We start from the raw sequence: 19807 nt of genomic DNA on the forward strand, positions 1-19807 counted from the left end.
ACGCAGGAAGAACTCGCGGTCCGGATGAACGACGTGATCCTGAAGGTCACCGGCCGCCCGGGAGACGTCTCCGATCGGACGGTCCGCAACCTGCTGAGCGGCAGTACCGTTCGCCCGATCGCGCGCACATGCGCTGCCTTGGAGGCGGTTTTCAGTTGCCGTGTCGAGGACTTAGGGTTCAAGCCACCACGCTCCGCAGCACCGCAGGAGGTTCCTGTGCGGCGTCGCACGTTCATGGCCTCGGCCGCCGGCACAGCAACTGCCGGACTCGCTCCGGCACTTGCCGGCCCGAACAGGGTCGGCTCCAGCGATGTCGCCCGGCTGGAGACGAAGTTCGCGGCGATCATCGCCGAGGACCACAAGTACGGGGGCCTGGTCAGCACCGAGACGCGCGCTTCGGCCATGGCCGGTGAAGCGCTGTCGCTCCTCCAACGCGGCTCGACCAGCCAGCTGGTCCGGAACAAGCTCTACGCCTCCGCGGCGGGTTTCACCTCCAGTGCCATGTGGGCGGCGATCGACGGGCGCCGCTTCAACGAGGCCCAGCGCTACTTCGACCGCGCCTCCACCCTGGCGGCCATGTCCGGCGACGCGACGATCATGTTCCGTATCTGGTCCCACGCGGGCACCCTCTACCGGCACCTCGGACGCCCCATCGACGCGTTGGCCGCGAACGACGTGGCCAGAGGACTTCCCGTCGCACGCCGCGACCCGATGTTCGCCTCACTCGGGCAGTCGCGGCACGCAGCGATTCTCGGTCTCACCCGGGACTCGGTGGCCGTTGAACGTTCCATCGCCCAGGCGCAGGCCGCCTACAGCCGTGCCGATCCGGACGCCCAACGACCCGCGTGGATCACGGCGTTCTACGACCAGGCCGAGATCGAGAGCCTTGCTCTCACCGCGTACCTGGCGCTCGGCGACTTCGAGCGGGCCGAAGCTCATGCCCACCGCGGGATCGCCCGTCTCCGCCCTCACATGAGACGCAGCCGCGCCATTGCCACCGCCCGCCTCGCACACGCCCAACTGGGCCAGGGCGATGTCGACGCTGCCGTCGCGACCGCCGTCGGCACGCAGAGCACACACCCGCGCGTCACGCGCATGCTCGAAGAGTTCGGCAACAAGTTGTCCATCCAGGCGCCGCGCAGCGATGCGGCGAAGACCTGGAACGACCACGCCTCGACGCGAAGGGACGCCTCGTGACGTCAACGGCCATCGACCTGCGCCACTTCCGCGACATCGAACCGGCCTGGGACACGCTGATCGATCTCTACGCCGAGGTGCGCGCCGACAAACTGCACGACCCCCACTACTCCGTGGAGCGCTACGCCGAACGCCTCGCCCGCCACGCCCATGAGCCGGGTTGGGAGGCTGTCATCGGATACGACGGCGACGAAGCCGTCGGATACGCGTACGCCAACACCGTCGAGCAGGACGACCGGTACTGGAAGAGGATCACCACGCCCCTCGCCGATTCCGTGACCGCGGTTCCGACCCTGGCGCTCAAGGAGATCGGCGTACGCGTCCCCTGGCGCAAGACCGGTGTGTCGAAGGCCATCCACGACAGTCTGCTCGCCGCGCGAAGCGAGACGCAGGCGACGCTGATGGTCAACCCCCTGGCCGGAGACGGCAAGGTTCACAACCTCTACGTCTCCTGGGGGTACGGCGACCTGGGCGAAAGCCAGCCGTCGCCGGACTCTCCGGTCCTGGTCGCGATGGTGCGGGCGCTTCCCTGACGGCGCCCCTCGCCCGCGGGCTACGTTCGGAGAACTTGCCGCCTCCTTTCGTGTCGTGCTCTCCGAGTTCGACAACGCCCTCGTCGACCGCACCGGCACGCTCCCTGATTGGGCAGCCGCGTTCATCGACGGCAAGGTCTGGGTGCCGAAGAGTACGAGTACATCCTGAGCGTGTTCAGCCGGCGGGCGTGTCCATCCACCTTCGACGTGATCCGCACCTGCGATCGTCTGTTCGCGTCGACTGCCAGGCATGCGGGATGCGTACGGTTGCGGCACCTTAGGCTAGCGTCGCGCCTCATCGACTTAATGGCCGAATTGCCGCTTTCCCCGCAGTTGGTTCAACGCGGCCCGGGTCTCTGGCAAACCCGCAGGTCAGTCAGACTGCTCCCCGCGCCCGCGGGGATGGACCCGGAGAGTAGGACCAGACGATGAGCCTGTTCGGCTGCTCCCCGCGCCCGCGGGGATGGACCGCCTCGCCCCGGGACCCCGCGACGATCGCGGCGCTGCTCCCCGCGCCCGCGGGGATGGACCCTCCGCCGCGTGACCCCCGGCTCAGCGCTCGGGCTGCTCCCCGCGCCCGCGGGGATGGACCCGGCCGGGTGTAGGAGCCCGGCCGATCCAGTGGCTGCTCCCCGCGCCCGCGGGGATGGACCCAAGATCGGTAGCGACAGCAAGTCGGCGGGTCGCTGCTCCCCGCGCCCGCGGGGATGGACCCGGCCAGCTTGCGCGAGGCGGTCATCGGACGACCTGCTCCCCGCGCCCGCGGGGATGGACCCGGTACGACGCCGACACCCACACCCTGCACCTGCTGCTCCCCGCGCCCGCGGGGATGGACCCAGCGCGGCTGACCTGTAGAGGAGCATCACCATCTGCTCCCCGCGCCCGCGGGGATGGACCCGACGGTGCAGCGGCAGTTCGCCTTACCGAGGCCTGCTCCCCGCGCCCGCGGGGATGGACCCAGCCCACCCGGAGGAGGAGCCCATGGCTGACCCTGCTCCCCGCGCCCGCGGGGATGGACCCGGCCAGCTTGCGCGAGGCGGTCATCGGACGACCTGCTCCCCGCGCCCGCGGGGACGGACCCGGCCAGCTTGCGCGAGGCGGTCATCGGACGACCTGCTCCCCGCGCCCGCGGGGATGGACCCGGTACGACGCCGACACCCACACCCTGCACCTGCTGCTCCCCGCGCCCGCGGGGATGGACCCCGATCATCGCAGCTCAGGCCCCCTGATTCAGTCTGCTCCCCGCGCCCGCGGGGATGGACCCCAGGTCTGCTCCGCGACCAACCCGAAGGCGTACTGCTCCCCGCGCCCGCGGGGATGGACCCCGTCCGTCGCGGGGACGACGTGATGCATAGTCCTGCTCCCCGCGCCCGCGGGGATGGACCCTCCCGGCCGGGCGCATGGCGCGGATGCGGTCCCTGCTCCCCGCGCCCGCGGGGATGGACCCGGAACCGAAAAGATCTTCCGTGTGGGCACGAACTGCTCCCCGCGCCCGCGGGGATGGACCTGAGTGATGGCCCCGGGCGGTCACCCGAGGCCACTGCTCCCCGTGCCCGCGGGGATGGACCCGACGGGTCACCGGGCACGGGCTGGGAGTTTCCCTGCTCCCCACGCCCGCGGGGATGGACCCAACATGCGCGCAGGCAACTGGCTGGCCTCAGTCTGCTCCCCGCGCCCGCGGGGATCTCGCAGTGCGCCTGGGCACGCGCATGATGACCGCGGCCGGGCAGGACTTCTACGAGCAGGGCGACATCTGGGCCCAGGTCGCCGAACATCGGACAGACGCCGGCGCCCCGCAGCCGGGGACGCCGACCTTGACCGTGGTGCAGCTCCTCGTCACCGCCGCGAGCGACAGTCCCGGAAGCCCCCTGACGCTGACGCCGGATTGGCCGACAGCCTTCGAAGACGCCGGACGTGCTCTCGCCGGCCTCGCTCAACAAGGCGCTCTCACCCGGGGACTACGGGCCATCCTCACCGACCACCTGCTCTTCGCCTTCAACCGACTCGGCATCCCCGCCCAGCACCAGGACCTGCTGGCCACCGCCGCCAGCAAAGTGATCTTCCACCGGCAACCGGCAGCCGACGACACTCCGTACGGCAGCCGGAACGACCACGTCCAGCCCCTTACTGTGAAGACGGTGACCACGGACATGACGGACCAGACGACCACAGAACCTCAGCGGCTGCGCGAAGCCCTCGTTGCTTTCATCGACCGCCTCGGCACGTTCCGCACCCCCGAGGTGAAGGCCGCCTTCCGCAGCGTGCCCCGCCACCTGTTCCTCCCCGGGGTGGACCTGGCCACGGCTTACGCCCGCAAGGCCGTCGTCACAAAGCGCGCTGCCGATGGCACGGCCGTCTCCTCCGCCTCCGGACCCAACATCGTGGCCACCATGCTCGAACAACTCCAAGCCGCACCCGGCCACCGTGTCCTGGAGATCGGCGCGGCCACCGGCATCAACGCCGCCCTTCTGACCGAACTGGTCGGCCCCACCGGCCACGTCACCTCCATCGAGCTCGACGACGACCTCGCCGAAGGCGCCCGCACCCACCTGGCCGCCGCCGGATACGGCCAGGTCGAGGTCGTCTGCGGCGACGGCGCCCTCGGCCACCCGGCCGGCGCCCCCTACGACAGGATCGAAGTCACCGCCGGAGCCTGGGACATCTCCGCCGCCTGGTGGCAGCAACTCGCCCTCGGCGGACGCATCGTCGTACCCCTGCGCCTCCACGGCAGTGGCCTGACCCGCTCCCTCGCCTTCGACCGCACCGAAGAGCACCGGATGCGCAGCATCAACGCCGCCGTCTGCGGCTTCGTACCCATGCGCGGCGCCTCCGAAATGGGCGAACGCCACGTCCGCCTCGCCGACGACGTCATCCTCAAACTCGACGCCGACGACCTCCCCGACGAGCCTGCCCTCGCCCAAGCCCTGACCCACCGCGCCCACCAGCAGTGGACCGGCATCCGGGTCCGCCACGAGGAACCCGCCGCCCACCTCGACCTCTGGCTCGCCACGATCGACAGCGACCTCAGCTTCGGCCGCCTGTCCATCGGCCCGGAGGCCCACACTCTCGGCCTGGCCGCCCCCGCCATCCGCTGGGCCGGCGCCACTCTCTACGACGGCGGCACCATCTCCTACCTCACGACCCGACCCATCGACGACGGCACCGACGAACTGGGCCTCATCACTCACGGGCCGGACAGCAACAAACTCAACTCCCAGGCCGTCCAGCTACTTAACCGCTGGAGCGCCGAGCGCCCCGCCCAACCGGTCATCACCGCGTACCCCGCCGCCACCCCCGACGATCAGCTCGCCCCCGGAGCCCGCCTCACCAGGCCCGACACCCGCCTGACCATCAGCTGGTGACAGGGCACGACGTCGTGCGGTGGGAATTCGTACGGCCACATCCACACCCTGGGGGCCGAACACGGAAGCTGCCCGTGCCGTCGTCAATGGGCCAGATCTGCATTTCGTGGGGCCGCGTCCCTGGAAGTGGTTCGGCGCGATGCTTACGGGTTGCAGTCGTGGAGCCGCTGAGTCGAGCCGGCACGTTTGCTGCTTTGCGTGGTGACCGAGAGCGGTAAGCCTTCGCGCGGCCGTACGCTGTGCGGTGGGGAGCCGACGGCACCTCTCGTCCATTCAAAATGCCCTAAATGTCGCTTTCTCTGAAGTTGGTTCAGGGCAGCTTGGCCCTCTAGGAAACCCGCAGGTCAGTCAGACTGCTCCCCGCGCCCGCGGGGATGGACCCAAGTTGGTTGCGGCGGGCGCAAGTCGCCTGCACTGCTCCCCGCGCCCGCGGGGATGGACCCCCGTTAAAGCGGTCTTCAACAGGTTCGCTCCGCTGCTCCCCGCGCCCGCGGGGATGGACCCGATCACTGACGTGCCGCGGGGAGCGGCACCCGCTGCTCCCCGCGCCCGCGGGGATGGACCCGGCGCCGTCGGGCTGTCGCTGGAGCGGGTGGTCTGCTCCCCGCGCCCGCGGGGATGGACCTACGCCCCGGTCTGTCCGCCTTTCGGGGGCTTTCTGCTCCCCGCGCCCGCGGGGATGGACCCATGCTCGGGTCGGCGATGGCGCTGGCGTCGAACTGCTCCCCGCGCCCGCGGGGATGGACCCGCCCCCGCCTCGACCAGCGCCTTGACCGCCTTCTGCTCCCCGCGCCCGCGGGGATGGACCCGAACGCCCGCGGCCAGGTGCCGGGTGACCTGTCTGCTCCCCGCGCCCGCGGGGATGGACCCGCGGCCTGCATGCCGCGCATGAACGCGACCAGCTGCTCCCCGCGCCCGCGGGGATGGACCCGCGTTCCGCGACTCGGTGGACGAGGGAACCGCCTGCTCCCCGCGCCCGCGGGGATGGACCCTTCGGCTTCGCATGGTGAGGATGGGTACGAGACTGCTCCCCGCGCCCGCGGGGATGGACCCATGCTCTTGCCGCGGTCGTAGGGCGAGTCGTTCTGCTCCCCGCGCCCGCGGGGATGGACCCCACGCGACCCTGAGCACCCGCGCGAACGGCTGCTGCTCCCCGCGCCCGCGGGGATGGACCCGGGGGTACGTCGATATGCGATTCAGGTGCCCGCTGCTCCCCGCGCCCGCGGGGATGGACCCACCCTCTGACCTGGAAGGACAAGCCATGGGATCTGCTCCCCGCGCCCGCGGGGATGGACCCGTGTACCTCGGCCTGCCGATCCGAACGCTCGGCTGCTCCCCGCGCCCGCGGGGATGGACCCGACCGGCTGGTGAGAACGCTTCGTGCCCGGCTCTGCTCCCCGCGCCTGCGGGGATGGACCCGGGCTGGTTCACGCGGTGACCTGCCGCGTCTTCTGCTCCCCGCGCCCGCGGGGATGGACCCGCCAGCGACGCCTTCGCCGAGGGTGCCAAGCACTGCTCCCCGCGCCTGCGGGGATGGACCCGGCCTGACGATCGAGGGCAACCTGATCGAGGCCTGCTCCCCGCGCCCGCGGGGAGCGACCCTCGCCGAGCGCGCCCGGGCGAAGCGCGCCGAGCTGCTCCCCGCGCCCGCGGGGATGGACCCACCTGCTGGCACGTCGCGCGCGCGGCACGAGCCTGCTCCCCGCGCCCGCGGGGATGGACCCAGCTCGATGTCCTCGACACGCAGGACAGGGATCTGCTCCCCGCGCCCGCGGGGATGGACCCGTGGACCACGTCACGGTCGAGACCGAGGCGATCTGCTCCCCGCGCCCGCGGGGATGGACCCGACGTCACGATCAACGGCGAGGCCATCGACGTCTGCTCCCCGCGCCCGCGGGGATGGACCCAGGGCCTCCGCCGCGGGCAGGTCACCGGCCGTCTGCTCCCCGCGCCCGCGGGGATGGACCCGGCACCAGGCTGACGCTCTGCTTCGACCCGCTCTGCTCCCCGCGCCCGCGGGGATGGACCCACCACCGGCCCGACGGCATACGGCGACGCCTACTGCTCCCCGCGCCCGCGGGGATGGACCCGAGGATGCGGAGCCACGTTGGGACGTTGTGAACTGCTCCCCGCGCCCGCGGGGATGGACCCGACGCGTCCTCATACGGCATGACCGTGCCGATCTGCTCCCCGCGCCCGCGGGGATGGACCCACGCACGGCACGTTGCTCGTCACGAACCGGAACTGCTCCCCGCGCCCGCGGGGATGGACCCACCGCGGTACGCCCCTCGGCGAGCGCTTTCATCTGCTCCCCGCGCCCGCGGGGATGGACCCCCGGGCGGGTACCGGCAGCGCACCATCGGCGGCTGCTCCCCGCGCCCGCGGGGATGGACCCTAGCAGGCAACGCGAGCAACGGACACCGCGCGCTGCTCCCCGCGCCCGCGGGGATGGACCCACGCTCACGAGCGCGGTGAACTGCCCCTCGTACTGCTCCCCGCGCCCGCGGGGATGGACCCGACGTGGCCCCGGCGGGCCCGATCTTCATGGACTGCTCCCCGCGCCCGCGGGGATGGACCCGTGGTGCGGTTCACCGCACCGCCGCTGACGCGCTGCTCCCCGCGCCCGCGGGGATGGACCCACGCTCACGAGCGCGGTGAACTGCCCCTCGTACTGCTCCCCGCGCCCGCGGGGATGGACCCAGGCCGGTGACCACCCTGTTCGGCAGCTTCGTCTGCTCCCCGCGCCCGCGGGGATGGACCCGATTGGGGGCGGGGGTGCAATTCAAGCGGGGGCTGCTCCCCGCGCCCGCGGGGATGGACCCGTCACGCTGTTCTCGTCGTGCAGGGCATCCCGCTGCTCCCCGCGCCCGCGGGGATAGACCCCACGACGTCAACGGGCACGGGAGCTACTGCCTCTGCTCCCCGCGTGCCCGCGGGGATGGACCCAGCACTTTCGGCGCCCCGCTCGCCTTCGTCGACTGCTCCCCGCGCCCGCGGGGATGGACCCAAGGGCTTCGAGTCCGGTGGTCTTGAGAGGGCCTGCTCCGCGCGCCCGCGGGGATGGACCCTGGCTGACCCCGTGGGAGGAGGAGCACCCGCTCTGCTCCCCGCGCCCGCGGGGATGGACCCTCCAGACCCATCAAGCCGATGCGCGTCGGGATCTGCTCCCCGCGCCCGTGGGGATGGACCAAAGACGTGAGTGTGGGCTACATGGGCTGGCGTAAGGCCATGCCCGCCAATCTGATGATCGCCGATGCTCTGCACTGCCCGGTCGTGGTCCTGGAACGCAAGCGAGCGATCAACGCTGCCGACGTCCGCGGTTGGGGCCGCTCACGCTGTTGGGGTCCTGATTGGGCGGGTACGCCGCTGGTTGCTCGGTGGGCACAGACGGGGTTCGGTAGGTGGTGAGGGTGCTGCGGGCCATTGCAGCTCGCGCCAGCGGGCTTGGCGCTGGACGTTGGGCCAGGCGGTGGAGACGCCAGATCACGACGTGGGCGGGGGAGCGGGCGTCGGTGAGGGCGCGTTGGTCGGCTGCTTGGTGGAGGAGTCGGGTGGGGTCGTGGCCGGCGGTTTCGGCGTCGGTGAGGGTGGTGGCGAGGGCGGGCCAGGCGGGGTCGGTGAGGATCTGTTCGGCGTGGGTGGGGATGGTCTGCTGGATGAGGTGGTTCCAGCGTTCGATGGCCGGTTGCGGTGGTGTGCGGTGGGTGAGGGTGGTCAGTGGTGCCGCGGCGGCGTGGTCGTAGGCGGTCTGCAACTCGATGAGGGTGTGGTGGGCGGCGATGACTTGCTGGTCGTGGTGGCGGGCGGAGTGCCAGCGTTGGATGGCGATCACGGCGAGGATTGCGGCGTCCAGGAACATCGCGAGCCCGGCGCCGTCACCGGTGGTGGGCTGGCGGGCGATGGTGCGGATGGCTGTTCGTAGGGCGCGGGCGTGCTGGTGGTCGGCGTGGATACGGGAGCGGCTGGCGCGTTCGAAGGCGAGGGCGGCTTGCCGGAGTCGGGGTCGCAGGTTGACCGGTGCAGCGATGGGGAGGGCGTCGAGGGCTTCGGCAAAGGCGGCGATGTGGGCCTGGGAGGCTTTTTCGTCGTCGGCGGCGAGGTGGTGGGGGATACGTTCCGCTGCGGCGGTGGCCTGGTGCCACGGGTCGGTGCGGCGGGTGCCTGGGCCGACGGCGGTGATGGGTTCGGTGGCGGTGAGGCGGTCGCGGATCTGGGGGTAGGACAGGTCGGGGGCCAGGGTGGAGCCGGAGAACCAGATGGGCTCGCCCGCGGCGTTGGTGTCGCCGTCGAGGGCGACCTTGTAGCCGCGGATGTCCCCGGACGGGTAGTGGAGCACCTCGACGTTGACGCCGCTGCCGGCCAGGAGGTGGAGGTATTCCTCGGGGCTGGTGGACACGGCGACGACGGTCCGCGCGATCGTGCGGAGCTGCTCGCGTGGGGTGCGGGCGCGGCCGGTGCGGTGGGCCTTCTCGGTTTCGGCGCGGGTGGGGCGTTTGGCGGCGGTGCGGTCGCCGCGGATGACGGTGCGCAGGTGGTAGTCGTGTTCGACGGCTTCGAGTTCGTGGTCGGCGCGGAGGTAGTCGTTCCAGTGGCGGGCGGTGCGGAGGTCGCCGCGGAGGGTGGTGGCGGCGATGTGGATGTGGTCGGGGGCGTGGCGGACGGCGACCCAGCGGCAGCCGTCCGGGTCATCGTCGGGGGCGATGCCGGTGGCGTGGACGATGCGGCGGGCGATGGCGGCCCACTGCTCGTCGGTGAGGAGCGGGTCTTCGGGGGCGGCGCGGATCGAGCACTGCCAGACGGGCCGGTCGGGGACGTTGCGGTCGTCGTTGTGGCGGGCCTGGTTGAGGCGGAGTTCGAGGGCTTGGGTGAGCTGGCGCATGGCGGCTTGCGGGTCGGTGTCGCGGCCGGGGTCGGGGGCGAAGCCGTCCCAGGAGGCGACGAGGTGGGGGTCGGTGTGGTCCTGGGAGCGGACGGTGTCGTAGAGGTAGCCGAGCAGGCGGCGGATGGTCTTGCCTCGGGTGATCTTCGCGATCATTCAGGCGGCTTTCCGGCTGGTCGCCTGGTGGGCGGCTGTTTCGATGGCGGAGATGGCGGCGCGGGCGGTGTCGAGGGTGCGTTGGGTCTGGGCCAGGAGGGGGAGGTCGCTGGGGTGCGGGGTGCCGCCGGAGTTGAGGCGGTGGGCGATCTGGTTGACGTTGCCGCCGATCTTGGCGACCTGGGTGCGCAGGGCGACCAGTTCGTCGATGAGGTCGTCGGTGGCCGTGCGGTGGCCGGGGAGGAGTTGGGCTCCTTCGACGAACGCCATGACGACCGCGCCGACGAGGTGGGCGCCGGCGATGTTCATCGTCTTCGCCTTGGCCTTGATGGCGTGGTGTTCGACTGCGCTGTAGCGGACGTCGACGCGGTACGTGCGCTGGGTGTTCTCGCGGCGGCGACGGCGGGCGACGCGGTGGACGGCGGCTTCGGCGGAGGCGCGCGTCAGGCTCGGTGGCTCGGTGGGCGTCTCGACGGCGGGCGCGCCTGCGGCTTCTCCCTCCGGTGCCCCCTGGCGCCGGAGCTCCTCCTCCGCCACCCCCGGGGCGGAGGAGCCTGCGGGGGACCGGCCGTTGGACGGTCCAGCGCCATACCTTGCTCGGTCGTTGAGCTGGTTGTCCTGCGTGGAGGTGGCGGGTGGAGAGGTCGGTGTCGAGGGGTGGTGCATGCGGGGCTCCGGAGGGGTGGGGGCTGTGCGTGACGGGAGGCGGTGGATCAGTCGGTGGGCGGGTGAGGTCGGGCTGTGTCGTTGCTGCGGAGGCGTTCGAGGGCTTGGGTGATGCGGTCGTTGCCGGCGGGGAGCCCGGCGGCTTCGAGCGTCGTGCGGGCGGTGGTGCGGCTGACGGAAGCGGGGTCGGGGTGGGCTGCGGCGAGGACGGCGGCGAGTTGGTCGATGGTGGCCTTGGGGCGGCGGCCGGATCGCGTGCTGGGGGAGGTGTGTTGGGGGCCGTGGACGGTTCGGGATTCCGGTGCGGGGGCGGCCGGTTCGGGGTGCGGGTTTCCGGCGGGAGCGTCGTCGGCGGCCGTCTCGTGCTCGTCGGTGCCGGGGTGTCGGGCCTGGTGGCCGTATCTGCCGCCGGATCGGCCGGAACCTGACCGGCTCCGGCCGGAACGACGGGAGCGGTTGCGGCCGGTGCCGCATGGCTGGCATCGGCTTCGGCCGGTTCGAGGTGTGCGTGGCGGCTGACGAGGATGTGGAGGTGGGTGGCGCCGCCGAGGGCCAGTGGGGCGATGGCCGAGAGGACGGCGACGGTGTGGTTGTCGAGGGTGAGGGTGCGGGCGCCGGGGGAGTTGAGGCGGAGGGCGTGCAGGGCATTGGCCCACAGGCTGGTGGCGGTGGCGGTGGCGAAGAGGGTCCAGGCGTAGCGGCGTGCGCCTCGGGATGCGTCGCGCAGGAGGAGGATCGCGCGGACGCCGTACGCGATGAAGCCGTCGATGACGACGGGGAAGAGATAGCTGAGGGCGGGTCGTATGTGGGTGGCGAGCGCGACTTGGCGCAGGGCGTCGAAGGACATGACGCAGGCGCAGGCGCCGAGCAGGAGAACGGCGGCCTGGTCGAAGAGCCGGGGGCGGTGACGCGTTGATGGTGCGGGGGCAGACGCGCGGGCGTGCGGGTGTTGCGAGGGCATGCGGGATCTCCGGGAGGGCGGTACGTGGATGCGCGGGCGGCGCGCTGAGCCGCAGGGAGGCGGGCGCCGTCGTATTGCGACGCTGCGCTTCAGGCGGGTCGGTGCCTTCTGCGGTCGCCGCCCGCGAGGACGACGCGTTCGGTCATCTCGGCCAGCCGGGAGGCGACGCGGTCGCCGACCGCGTCCCGGAGTTCGGCGACGGGCAGGTTGGTGGTGACGAGAGTCGGCAGCATGTGGTTGTAGCGGTGGTTGACCAGCCGGTAGGTCAACTCCTCGGTCCACGCGGACTGCTTGGTCGCGCCGAGGTCGTCCAGCAGGAGGAGCGGGCTGCGCGTGAGGCGCCCGAGGAGGAGTTCGGGGTTGGTGCCGTTTTGGGGGCGTTGGGCGGCGTAGAGGTCGGAGGCGGTGGTCGCTTCCCAGCGGAGCCGTACGCCTGCGGCGAGGAGGGACCGTATGGCGCTGTACGCCTGGTGGGTCTTCCCGGTGCCGGTGGGGCCGGCGATCAGCAGGGACGGGCCGGTGGCGATGCCGGGTGCTCCGCCGGGCCCGGTTGTGCCGGTGTGGGCGATCTCGGTGACCCAGGCGGTGACACGGGGGTGGTCGGCGCGGGCGTGGCGGTAGCGGGGCGGGATGCGGGCGTCGGCCAACTCCAGGGCGGTGACTGGTTCGGCGGGGCTCGTCGAGGGTTCTGCGGCCGGGTCGATGCCGCGGGCGGTGAGGATGGCGGCGAGGCGGGTGATCGCGCCGACTGCGGTGCGGGGTTCGCGGGTGGCGGCGGTCACAGGTCACCGCCGTACGCGGACTCGACGTCGGCCGGGTTGGTCCACGCCCGGTACGGCGGGCGGGCGTTCGGCGGGCCCGGTACGGCGTTCATGGCCTCGTTGACGAGGCTCGGCAGCACGCTGGTGCTCAGCCCCTTGGCCCGCAGCCGCTCCAGAGCGGGGCGGAGGTGGGCGGGGGCGATGCCCTCGGCGAGCAGCCGGTCGACGGCCCGGCGCAGTTGCGCGAGGAACGCCTTCGGCGGGCGGTGGGCGCAGGCGGCGACGTACTCGTCGACGAGGTCCGAGGCCGAGGCGGTGGCAGGGAGGTCGGGCGGGGGCGTCGGCGCGCTCGCGCGCCCCGCAGGTACTGATCCTAGATCCAGGATCCTAGGTCCTAGATCCGGACGGTGAGGGATCAGCGCAGCCTCACTGAGTCCTCCGGGAGGTGTCACCGAGGTTTCGGCGAGGGGGCTTTGACCTGGTGGTTCGTGATGCGGTGAGGATTCGCGCGGGTTCGGGGAGCCTTCGGGGAGCTGTCGGTGAGGGCTCACTGAATCCTCACGGAGGGTGCGGTGCGTACGCGGTGACGGCTCGCGGTCCGTGCGGTCGTCGTGGTGCGGGCAGGCGGGTGCCCGGGTGCCGCTGGGGCGGTTGATCTTCTGGTGCCGGTGCCAGGAGACGACGTGCAAGTACCGCTTGCCGTCGTGGCCCTCGTAGCGGCAGATGAGGTCGGCGGCGGCGAGTTGGGTGAGGTCGTCCTCGACGCCGATCGGGCCGTGGTCGGCGCGGAGCGACCACAGCAGGCCGGCGATGACAGCGGGTTGGTCGCGGAACCGGCCGTGGTCGTCGGCTTGGGTGAGGAGGCCGAAGAAGGTCCGCTCGGCCGACAGGGACACGGCGGCCAGGGACTCCGAGGCGAACGCCTCGGGCTTGATGGTGCGGATGCGGGCCATGCCTCAGCACCCCGCCTTCGGGGCCGGGCGGCCGAAGGGGAGTGCGCGGCGGGGGCGCGGGGTCGTAGGGTGGTGCACAGAGTTCCTTGTCAGCGGGCCATGCGGGGTGGCAGCCCCGGCGTGCTGGCGGACCGTTCAGGGATGGGCGGGCGGGGTTTCTGCTTCGGCCTCCGGCGTTCTCAGCGCCGGGGGCCTTTCTCGTGCTCGGACGGGTGGACCAGACAGTAGAACCACATTCCCCGCCGACAGTCCAGATATAGCTCTGATTTCCTTCGAAGGACGGTCGGGAGCGGAATTCCGGTGTGCGGTGCGCGCACCATAGCCGACGATCGCGGTTGGGCCAAGCGGTGGATCGCACCAGGTCAGGACCATCTCCGCCTGTCCGTGTCGCCCGTTTTGGGTGCATTCAGGGCGCGTCCGGGATTCGGTGCTACCGTCCGGGCTGCGTCCTGGCCGGGGAATTGGGCGGGGCGCGTTGTACACCCGAAAACGCGGTTTCCCAAAACGCGTTTCCAGAGGTACAACATGACGTCCCTCCGAAAGCCCCCGACCCGGAACCCGCCCATCCCTGCACCGCCCGCCGGCACCACCCGGGGCTGCCACCCCGCGCCGGCAGACAAGGACCGCCATGTGCACCTCCGCGGCATGCCCGCACACCGCCACCCGACCCCACTCCGGCCCCCGCCCCGCTAACGTGAACGCGAACGCCGTCCCCGCGTCCGGGCGGCTGCTGAACGTCGCCGAGGCCGCCGAACGCCTCGGCACGGGCGAGCGCTTCGTGCGCCGCCTCATATCCGAGCGCCGTATCGCCTTCGTCAAGGTCGGCCGCCACGTCCGCCTCGCCGAGAGCGTCCTGGACGCCTACGTCCTCGCCAACACCGTTCCGCCCGTCACCGTCCGTCGCCGAGGACGGGCGTCCTACCGGAGGGCGGCCTGATGGCGAACGCCAAGGGAGGCAAGCGCCGGTTCGGCGCGATCCGGCAGTACCGCTCCGGCCGGTGGACGGCCAGCTACGTCGATCCCACGGGGCTGCGCCGCCCTTCCCCGGAGACCTTCGCCACGAAGACGGACGCCGAGGTCTGGCTGAGCCAGATCGAGGCCGACCTCACGCGGGGCGACTGGACGGACCCGGACGTCGGGGCGGTCAACTTCAAGGAGTACGCCCTGCGCTGGGTCGCCGAGCGCGGCCTCGCCCCGACCACCGACGAGCTCTACCGGCGTCTCCTCCGCCTCCACCTGCTGCCGGTCTTCGGCCCGTACGACCTGGACGAGATCACCCCTGGCCGGGTCCGTGCCTGGCGGGCCGACCGGCTGGAGGCGACCGGGGCCACGACCGTCGCCAAGAGCTACCGCCTGCTGAAGGCCGTCCTGGAGACGGCGGCCGACGACGAGCTGATCCGCCGCAACCCGTGCCGGATCAAGGGCGCGGGGAAGGAGGAGGCCGAAGAGCGTCCGATCGCCACCGTCGAGCAGGTCGACGCCCTGGCCGACGCGATGGGCCCGAGGTGGCGGCTGATGGTCTTCCTCGCCGCGTACGGCAGCCTCCGTCCCGAGGAGCAGGCGGAGTTGCGCCGTCCCGACGTGACGCTGCCCGACGAACCGGAGGAGTCGAGGCCGCGGCGAGACGTACTGCGCGAGCCCGCGCTGCTCCGGATCGCCAGGGCCTCACCGGAACTGACCACCGGTCGCCGCGTCACCGGCGATCCGAAATCCCGTGCGGGAAAGCGGGTGGTCGTGCTGCCCGCATTCCTGACCGTCGATGTACGACGGCACCTCGACTGGTTCGCCGCGAAGGAGGACGACGGCCTGCTTTTCGTCGGAGAGCGCGGGGCGCCATTCCGCCGGTCCACCTTCGGCCGTAAATGGCGGAAGGCCCGTGTGAAAGTCGGCCTCCCCGGAAACTTCCGGTTCTACGACCTCCGCCACACCGGAAACACCCTCGTCACCCAGTCGGGCGGCACCCTGAAGGACGCCATGGTCCGCGCCGGCCAGTCCTCGGAACGCGCTGCCCTGATCTACCAGCACTCCACGCTGGAGCGGCAGAAGGAGGTCGCGGCCGGTCTCGACGAACGTGTCCGTGCCGAGCGCCTCGACACGGCGGCCGACGACGCATCTGGTGCGGACGTGGTGCGGCTGGCCTGACGCCGGCCTGACCGTCCGTTCGGGGGCCGACGCGATGCCGTGTCGGCCCCCGGACCCTGCCCACCGCGACGCTCCGTGGCGGAGGCCGTCGGCCGGGCGATGCACTGCGCGCGTCGCAATCCGGTTGCTGAGCAGTGGCGTTGTACGCGGGCTCGCGTCCACGCCCCAGCGCGACCTTCAACCGCGCGTGACGGAACGCAACTTGAACCTGTGATGCAGGTCACTCAAAATGCGTCTCGCCATTCGAGAATTTCGCCGCACGCATATCCGACCCCATGTCCGGCGCCGCTGGATAGCCCTCATCGGCCGCCGCATGTGGTGCGCAAGTGGTGCGTGGCCCATGAATTGGTCCAGACAACAACAAAGCCCCAACTCGCTGAGCTGGGGCTTTTGCATGGAGCGGATGACGGGAATCGAACCCGCGCTCTGAGCTTGGGAAGCTCATGTTCTACCATTAAACTACATCCGCAAGGCGAGCGGCTTCGGGAAGACGCTGCGCTGGATACTGTACCGCATCGCGTGGGGGCGAGGGGGCGGGGTTCGGGGGTGGGGGAGGGGTAGGTTGGGGGCCGGTGTGGTGGAGCCGGGCGGGGCGGTTCATCCCCTAATGTGTGGGTTCGTCGGCCACGCGGAGTTGGGGAAGGGGCTACATGGAGCGCACGGTTGTTCGGTGTGCGGAGGGACATGTGTTCAGTACGGCGTCGTTTCCGATGCAGCATCTCGGCACTGAACGCCTCGGGCCCGGACGGTTGTTGAGGTGCCCGAAGTGCGCGCGGCTGCGCCACGCGGTGCCCGTGGGCGAGGTGCACGGAGCCGCGGGGAAGTAGGCGGCGCCCGAAGCGGCGGTTCCCGGCGCCCCGCCCCGCACCCGCGGGGCGGGGCGCCGGGGCCGTGAACGGGTTCGGTTAGTCTCGGGGGGTGCTTCTCTCAGACAAGGACATCCGGACCGAGATCGACAACGGGCGGGTGCGGGTGGACCCGTTCGACGCGGCGATGGTGCAGCCGTCGAGCATCGACGTACGGCTGGACCGGTTCTTCCGGGTGTTCGAGAACCACCGCTACCCCCACATCGACCCCGCGGTGGAACAGCCCGACCTGACCCGGCTGGTGGAGCCCGAGGGCGACGACGCGTTCATCCTGCACCCCGGGGAGTTCGTGCTCGCCTCCACGTACGAGGTCATCACGCTCCCGGACGACATCGCCTCCCGGCTGGAGGGCAAGTCGAGCCTCGGCCGGCTGGGCCTGCTGACGCACTCGACCGCCGGCTTCATCGACCCCGGGTTCTCCGGCCACGTGACGCTCGAACTGTCGAACATGGCGACGCTGCCGATCAAGCTGTGGCCCGGGATGAAGATCGGACAGCTGTGCCTGTTCCGGCTGTCGTCCGCCGCGGAGTTCCCGTACGGGTCCGCCCGCCACGGCTCCCGCTACCAGGGCCAGCGCGGCCCCACGGCCTCCCGCTCGTTCCTCGACTTCCACCGCACCCAGGTCTGAGGCCCCCACGGCCCCCGCGCCTCACGGGTGCATCCGCGCGCCCTTGAGCACCTTGTCCACCCCGTTCCGCGGCCCGTACACCGCCAGTCCCACCAGGTCGAGCCCGTCGCGCGGCACCGCGCGGACCGCCGCCCGGTTGTCGCGGTCGTTGCCGGAGGCGAAGAGGTCCGCGGTGAAGACCGACCGCGGCAGCGCCCGGGACAGCGCCCGCGCGTGCGCGGTGGTCAGCGTCTGCTTGTCGCCCTCGAAGACCAGCACCGGCTGCCGGAACATCGGCAGGTACGGCGTCCCGTCGGCGTCCTCGTACGGCTCCCCGACGACCTCGGGCACCTGCGAACCCAGCCCGCTGACGAGGAAGGCGGTGACGTTGAGCCGCTGCCACGTCTCCAGGTCGTCCCGGAGCAGGACGGCGATCTTCGTGTCGAAACGGACCGGTTCGGGCGCGATGTCGTTCTCGGTGCTCATGCACCCCATCCTCGCGCCCGGCCCCGCCTCGGCTCTTGTACGTTCCTGACCGATGCCTGGCCGGGGTCCCACCCGACCGGGACCCCGGCCCCGCCCCGGCAGATCCGATCGGATCGGATCAGATCAGCGGCAGCTTGAAGAGCATCAGCAGCGCGACCAACTGGATCGAGCAGGCCCCGAGCGCCTTGAGCCACGGCAGGTCGTGCGACTTGGCGACCATCGACGTCAACAGCGCCCCGCACGCGATCCAGGTCAGCCACCCCAGGAGCTGCACGAAGCCGTTGCCGCCGCCGAGGAACAGCGCGAACAGCAGGCGCGGCGCGTCCGTCAGCGAGCTCACCAGCATCGCCAGGCCGACCGTCGGCGCCCACGCGCCGTCCCCGCCGAGCTGGCGGGCGAGCGTGTTGGTGACCGCGCCGAGCGTCAGCCCGCACAGCACCACCATCACCCCCGTGGTCAGCACCCACGGCACGCTCGCGGTCAGCGTGGAGTTGAGCACGTCGCTGCGGGCGGCGTCGAAGCCGAAGACGGCGAGCAGCCCGTAGACGAAGGTCACCACCAGCGCCGGGCCCCACACCGTGTGGTCGCGCATCTGCCAGAAGGTACGGCCCGGCCGCAGCACGATGCCGCTCAGCAGTTCCTTCCAGTGCAGCCGCGGCCCGGCCGGGGGCGCGCTCGCCTGGCCGGCGCGGTACGTGGCCACGTTGTCCCCGCCGTAGGGCGCGCCGTCGTCGTACCCGCCCCTGCCGTCGTCGTACCCGCCGCCGTACGGACCGGGACCGGAGCCGTAGACCCCGCCGTCGTACCCCTGGTCCGCGTACGGGTCCTCGGCGAACCGCGCGTCCCCGCCCAGGGTGAACGCGCGCGTGCTGCCGGGGGAGTCGTCGTACGAAGGGGCCGGGGCGCCGCGGTGGTCCTGGTACCCGGGGCGGTCGCCCCCGCCGTACGGTGCCGCCGGACCGCCGTGCCCGCCGGGGTGGCCGCTCCCGCCCGGCCCGCCGCCGTAGCCGCCGCCCGGTGCCCCGCCGTACCCGCCGCCCTGGCCTCCGCCGTACGCCCGCGGGTCCTGCCGGCCCGGTTGCGGCGCGCCGCCGGATCCAGGCGTCCCGTACCGCGCCGGCCGCGCCCCGCCCCGCTGCCCGCCGTCGCCCCGTCGTCCCTTGAAACCTGCCACGCCTTCGAACGTACCCGCTACCGCGGGCGAGGGCAGCGACCCCCTGTGCGAGCGCGGGCCATTGCTGCCAACCTGTGACACGCCCGGTAGCCTGCCGGGCGGCAACGGGTGACGGGCTGGACCGGGTGCGGGGAGGGCGACGATGAACGAGGCTGCCGTGGGGACCATCGGATCGGAAGCGGCGGAGGGGCCCGTGCCCGGCAGGGCCGTCCGGATGACGTCCCCGCGCGCGTCCGAAGGCCGCGGCAGCGCCCGCCGCCGGGCCGCCCTGGTCGCCGCGGCGGTCGCCGCCCTGGCGCTGCCGCTGGCCGCCTGCTCCAGCGGGACGGGCCCCGGCTCCGGCTCGCGCCTGCCCGACTCCCGTACCAGCGCGCCCGGTACGGTCCCCGCGCCGACCGGTACCGCCGCTTCGACCACGGCCGCCACCACGTCGGGCGCCACCTCGGGCACGACCGGTACGAACGGCACGAACGGTATCCCGGCCCGGCTGGAGGCGGACGGCACCACCGTCACCGTCGGCGACCCCGCCGCAGCGCACACCCTCACCGTCTACGAGGACCCGCGCTGCCCCATCTGCGAGCAGTTCGAGCAGGCGAACGCGGGCCAGATCCAGGCGCTGGAGGCGGCCGGGAAGATCCGCGTCCGGTACACGTTCGCGTCGTTCCTCGACCAGAACGGCGGGGGCGGCTCCAAGCGGACGGTGAACGCGCTGCGTGCCGCGCTCGCGGCGTCGCCGGACGGCAGCGGCTTCGTGGCGCTGCACACGCTGGTCTACCAGTACCAGCCCGACGAGCAGACCGACGGCTTCACCGTGGACTTCCTGCTCCAACTCGCGGGCCGGGTGCCCGGGCTGCGCTCCGCGACCTTCGACGCGGCGGTGCGCGGGCAGACGTACGGGAGTTTCGTCAGCGCCTCCGAGAACGCGTTCACCAAGAGCGGGGCGACCGGCACCCCGATGGTGGAGATCGACGGCGACAAGGTGTCGAACGACGACGGGATCTTCGACGCGGCGCAGTTCAAGGCGATGCTGGCCGACCACGGGGTGTCCTGAGCGGGCACCCCGC

General features: G+C 72.0%; 13 protein-coding genes, 1 tRNA gene, 1 pseudogene and 2 CRISPR repeat arrays. Of the genes and pseudogenes, 7 read left to right on the forward strand and 8 right to left on the reverse strand.

Features of this window, described 5'->3' with window-relative positions; genetic code table 11:
* Positions 1-24: 24 nt before the first annotated feature.
* The 3 genes from RVR_RS19670 (at position 25) to fxlM (ending at position 5092) form a co-directional block, all read left to right on the forward strand.
* A complete protein-coding gene (locus RVR_RS19670; protein WP_237404860.1) occupies positions 25-1197 on the forward strand; it encodes an NsdA family TPR-like regulatory protein in 1173 nt (390 codons plus the stop codon).
* Complete coding sequence (locus RVR_RS19675) at positions 1194-1730, forward strand: GNAT family N-acetyltransferase (protein ID WP_202235096.1); 537 nt, start codon at positions 1194-1196, stop codon at positions 1728-1730. The genes RVR_RS19670 and RVR_RS19675 overlap by 4 nt, the downstream gene beginning before the upstream one ends.
* A 381-nt stretch (positions 1731-2111) precedes the next feature.
* Positions 2112-3421: a CRISPR direct-repeat array (repeat unit 29 nt; unit sequence CTGCTCCCCGCGCCCGCGGGGATGGACCC).
* Positions 3422-5092: a methyltransferase, FxLD system gene (gene fxlM / locus RVR_RS19680; RefSeq protein ID WP_202235097.1), complete on the forward strand. Its 1671-nt coding sequence runs from the start codon at positions 3422-3424 to the stop codon at positions 5090-5092.
* 353 nt (positions 5093-5445) lie between these two features.
* Positions 5446-7976: a CRISPR direct-repeat array (repeat unit 29 nt; unit sequence CTGCTCCCCGCGCCCGCGGGGATGGACCC).
* Between the two features lie 414 nt (positions 7977-8390).
* On the opposite strand, the gene RVR_RS19685 is transcribed toward fxlM, so the two are convergent.
* From RVR_RS19685 to RVR_RS19705, 5 genes and pseudogenes are all read right to left on the reverse strand, one after another.
* Complete coding sequence (locus RVR_RS19685; RefSeq protein WP_202235098.1) at positions 8391-10127, reverse strand: relaxase/mobilization nuclease domain-containing protein; 1737 nt, start codon at positions 10125-10127, stop codon at positions 8391-8393.
* Positions 10128-10664 (reverse strand): plasmid mobilization relaxosome protein MobC, encoded by a 537-nt coding sequence (gene mobC, locus RVR_RS19690; protein WP_237404861.1) that lies wholly within the window; start codon positions 10662-10664, stop codon positions 10128-10130. It lies immediately after the preceding gene.
* 694 nt (positions 10665-11358) lie between these two features.
* Positions 11359-11754, reverse strand: a pseudogene (locus RVR_RS37760) (DUF2637 domain-containing protein); the annotation flags it as partial.
* 89 nt (positions 11755-11843) lie between these two features.
* On the reverse strand, positions 11844-12536 hold the full coding sequence (locus tag RVR_RS19700; RefSeq protein WP_202235100.1) for an ATP-binding protein: 693 nt from the start codon (positions 12534-12536) through the stop codon (positions 11844-11846).
* A complete protein-coding gene (locus RVR_RS19705; RefSeq protein ID WP_202235101.1) occupies positions 12533-13468 on the reverse strand; it encodes a hypothetical protein in 936 nt (311 codons plus the stop codon). The genes RVR_RS19700 and RVR_RS19705 overlap by 4 nt, the downstream gene beginning before the upstream one ends.
* Before the next feature lie 694 nt (positions 13469-14162).
* Between RVR_RS19705 and RVR_RS19710 the strand changes: the two genes are divergently transcribed.
* Both RVR_RS19710 and RVR_RS19715 read left to right on the forward strand, forming a co-directional pair.
* A complete protein-coding gene (locus RVR_RS19710; RefSeq protein WP_237404862.1) occupies positions 14163-14405 on the forward strand; it encodes an excisionase in 243 nt (80 codons plus the stop codon).
* Entirely contained in the window at positions 14405-15610 is a 1206-nt protein-coding gene (locus RVR_RS19715) for a tyrosine-type recombinase/integrase (protein WP_202235103.1), read from the forward strand. Before RVR_RS19710 ends, RVR_RS19715 begins: the two co-directional genes overlap by 1 nt.
* A 395-nt stretch (positions 15611-16005) precedes the next feature.
* On the opposite strand, the gene RVR_RS19720 is transcribed toward RVR_RS19715, so the two are convergent.
* Positions 16006-16079, reverse strand: a tRNA-Gly gene (locus tag RVR_RS19720).
* A 449-nt stretch (positions 16080-16528) separates the two neighbouring features.
* Between RVR_RS19720 and dcd the strand changes: the two genes are divergently transcribed.
* Positions 16529-17104, forward strand: a complete 576-nt coding sequence (gene dcd / locus RVR_RS19725) for a dCTP deaminase (protein WP_202235104.1) — start codon at positions 16529-16531, stop codon at positions 17102-17104.
* A gap of 21 nt (positions 17105-17125) precedes the next feature.
* Here the strand turns inward: dcd and RVR_RS19730 are convergent, their stop codons facing one another.
* Together RVR_RS19730 and RVR_RS19735 are read right to left on the reverse strand one after the other, a co-directional pair.
* Positions 17126-17569, reverse strand: coding sequence for a DUF2000 domain-containing protein (locus RVR_RS19730; RefSeq protein WP_202235105.1), 444 nt, complete (start codon positions 17567-17569; stop codon positions 17126-17128).
* 118 nt (positions 17570-17687) lie between these two features.
* Positions 17688-18743, reverse strand: coding sequence for a Yip1 family protein (locus RVR_RS19735; RefSeq protein WP_237404863.1), 1056 nt, complete (start codon positions 18741-18743; stop codon positions 17688-17690).
* 142 nt (positions 18744-18885) lie between these two features.
* Here RVR_RS19735 and RVR_RS19740 point away from each other — a divergent pair, with 142 nt between their 5' ends.
* Positions 18886-19794, forward strand: coding sequence for a DsbA family protein (locus RVR_RS19740; protein WP_202235107.1), 909 nt, complete (start codon positions 18886-18888; stop codon positions 19792-19794).
* Positions 19795-19807 lie beyond the last annotated feature (13 nt).

Origin of the sequence: Streptomyces sp. SN-593 (assembly GCF_016756395.1) — a bacterium.
Classification (GTDB): Bacteria; Actinomycetota; Actinomycetes; order Streptomycetales; family Streptomycetaceae; genus Actinacidiphila; species Actinacidiphila reveromycinica.

Bases quoted from the DNA above. Each gene is read 5' to 3' on its own strand.
- RVR_RS19740 (WP_202235107.1), top strand. From the start codon at position 18,886: ATGAACGAGGCTGCCGTGGGGACCATCGGATCGGAAGCGGCGGAGGGG.
- RVR_RS19705 (WP_202235101.1), bottom strand. From the start codon at position 13,468: ATGGCCCGCATCCGCACCATCAAGCCCGAGGCGTTCGCCTCGGAGTCC.
- RVR_RS19730 (WP_202235105.1), bottom strand. From the start codon at position 17,569: ATGAGCACCGAGAACGACATCGCGCCCGAACCGGTCCGTTTCGACACG.
- RVR_RS19685 (WP_202235098.1), bottom strand. From the start codon at position 10,127: ATGATCGCGAAGATCACCCGAGGCAAGACCATCCGCCGCCTGCTCGGC.
- RVR_RS19715 (WP_202235103.1), top strand. From the start codon at position 14,405: ATGGCGAACGCCAAGGGAGGCAAGCGCCGGTTCGGCGCGATCCGGCAG.
- RVR_RS19670 (WP_237404860.1), top strand. From the start codon at position 25: ATGAACGACGTGATCCTGAAGGTCACCGGCCGCCCGGGAGACGTCTCC.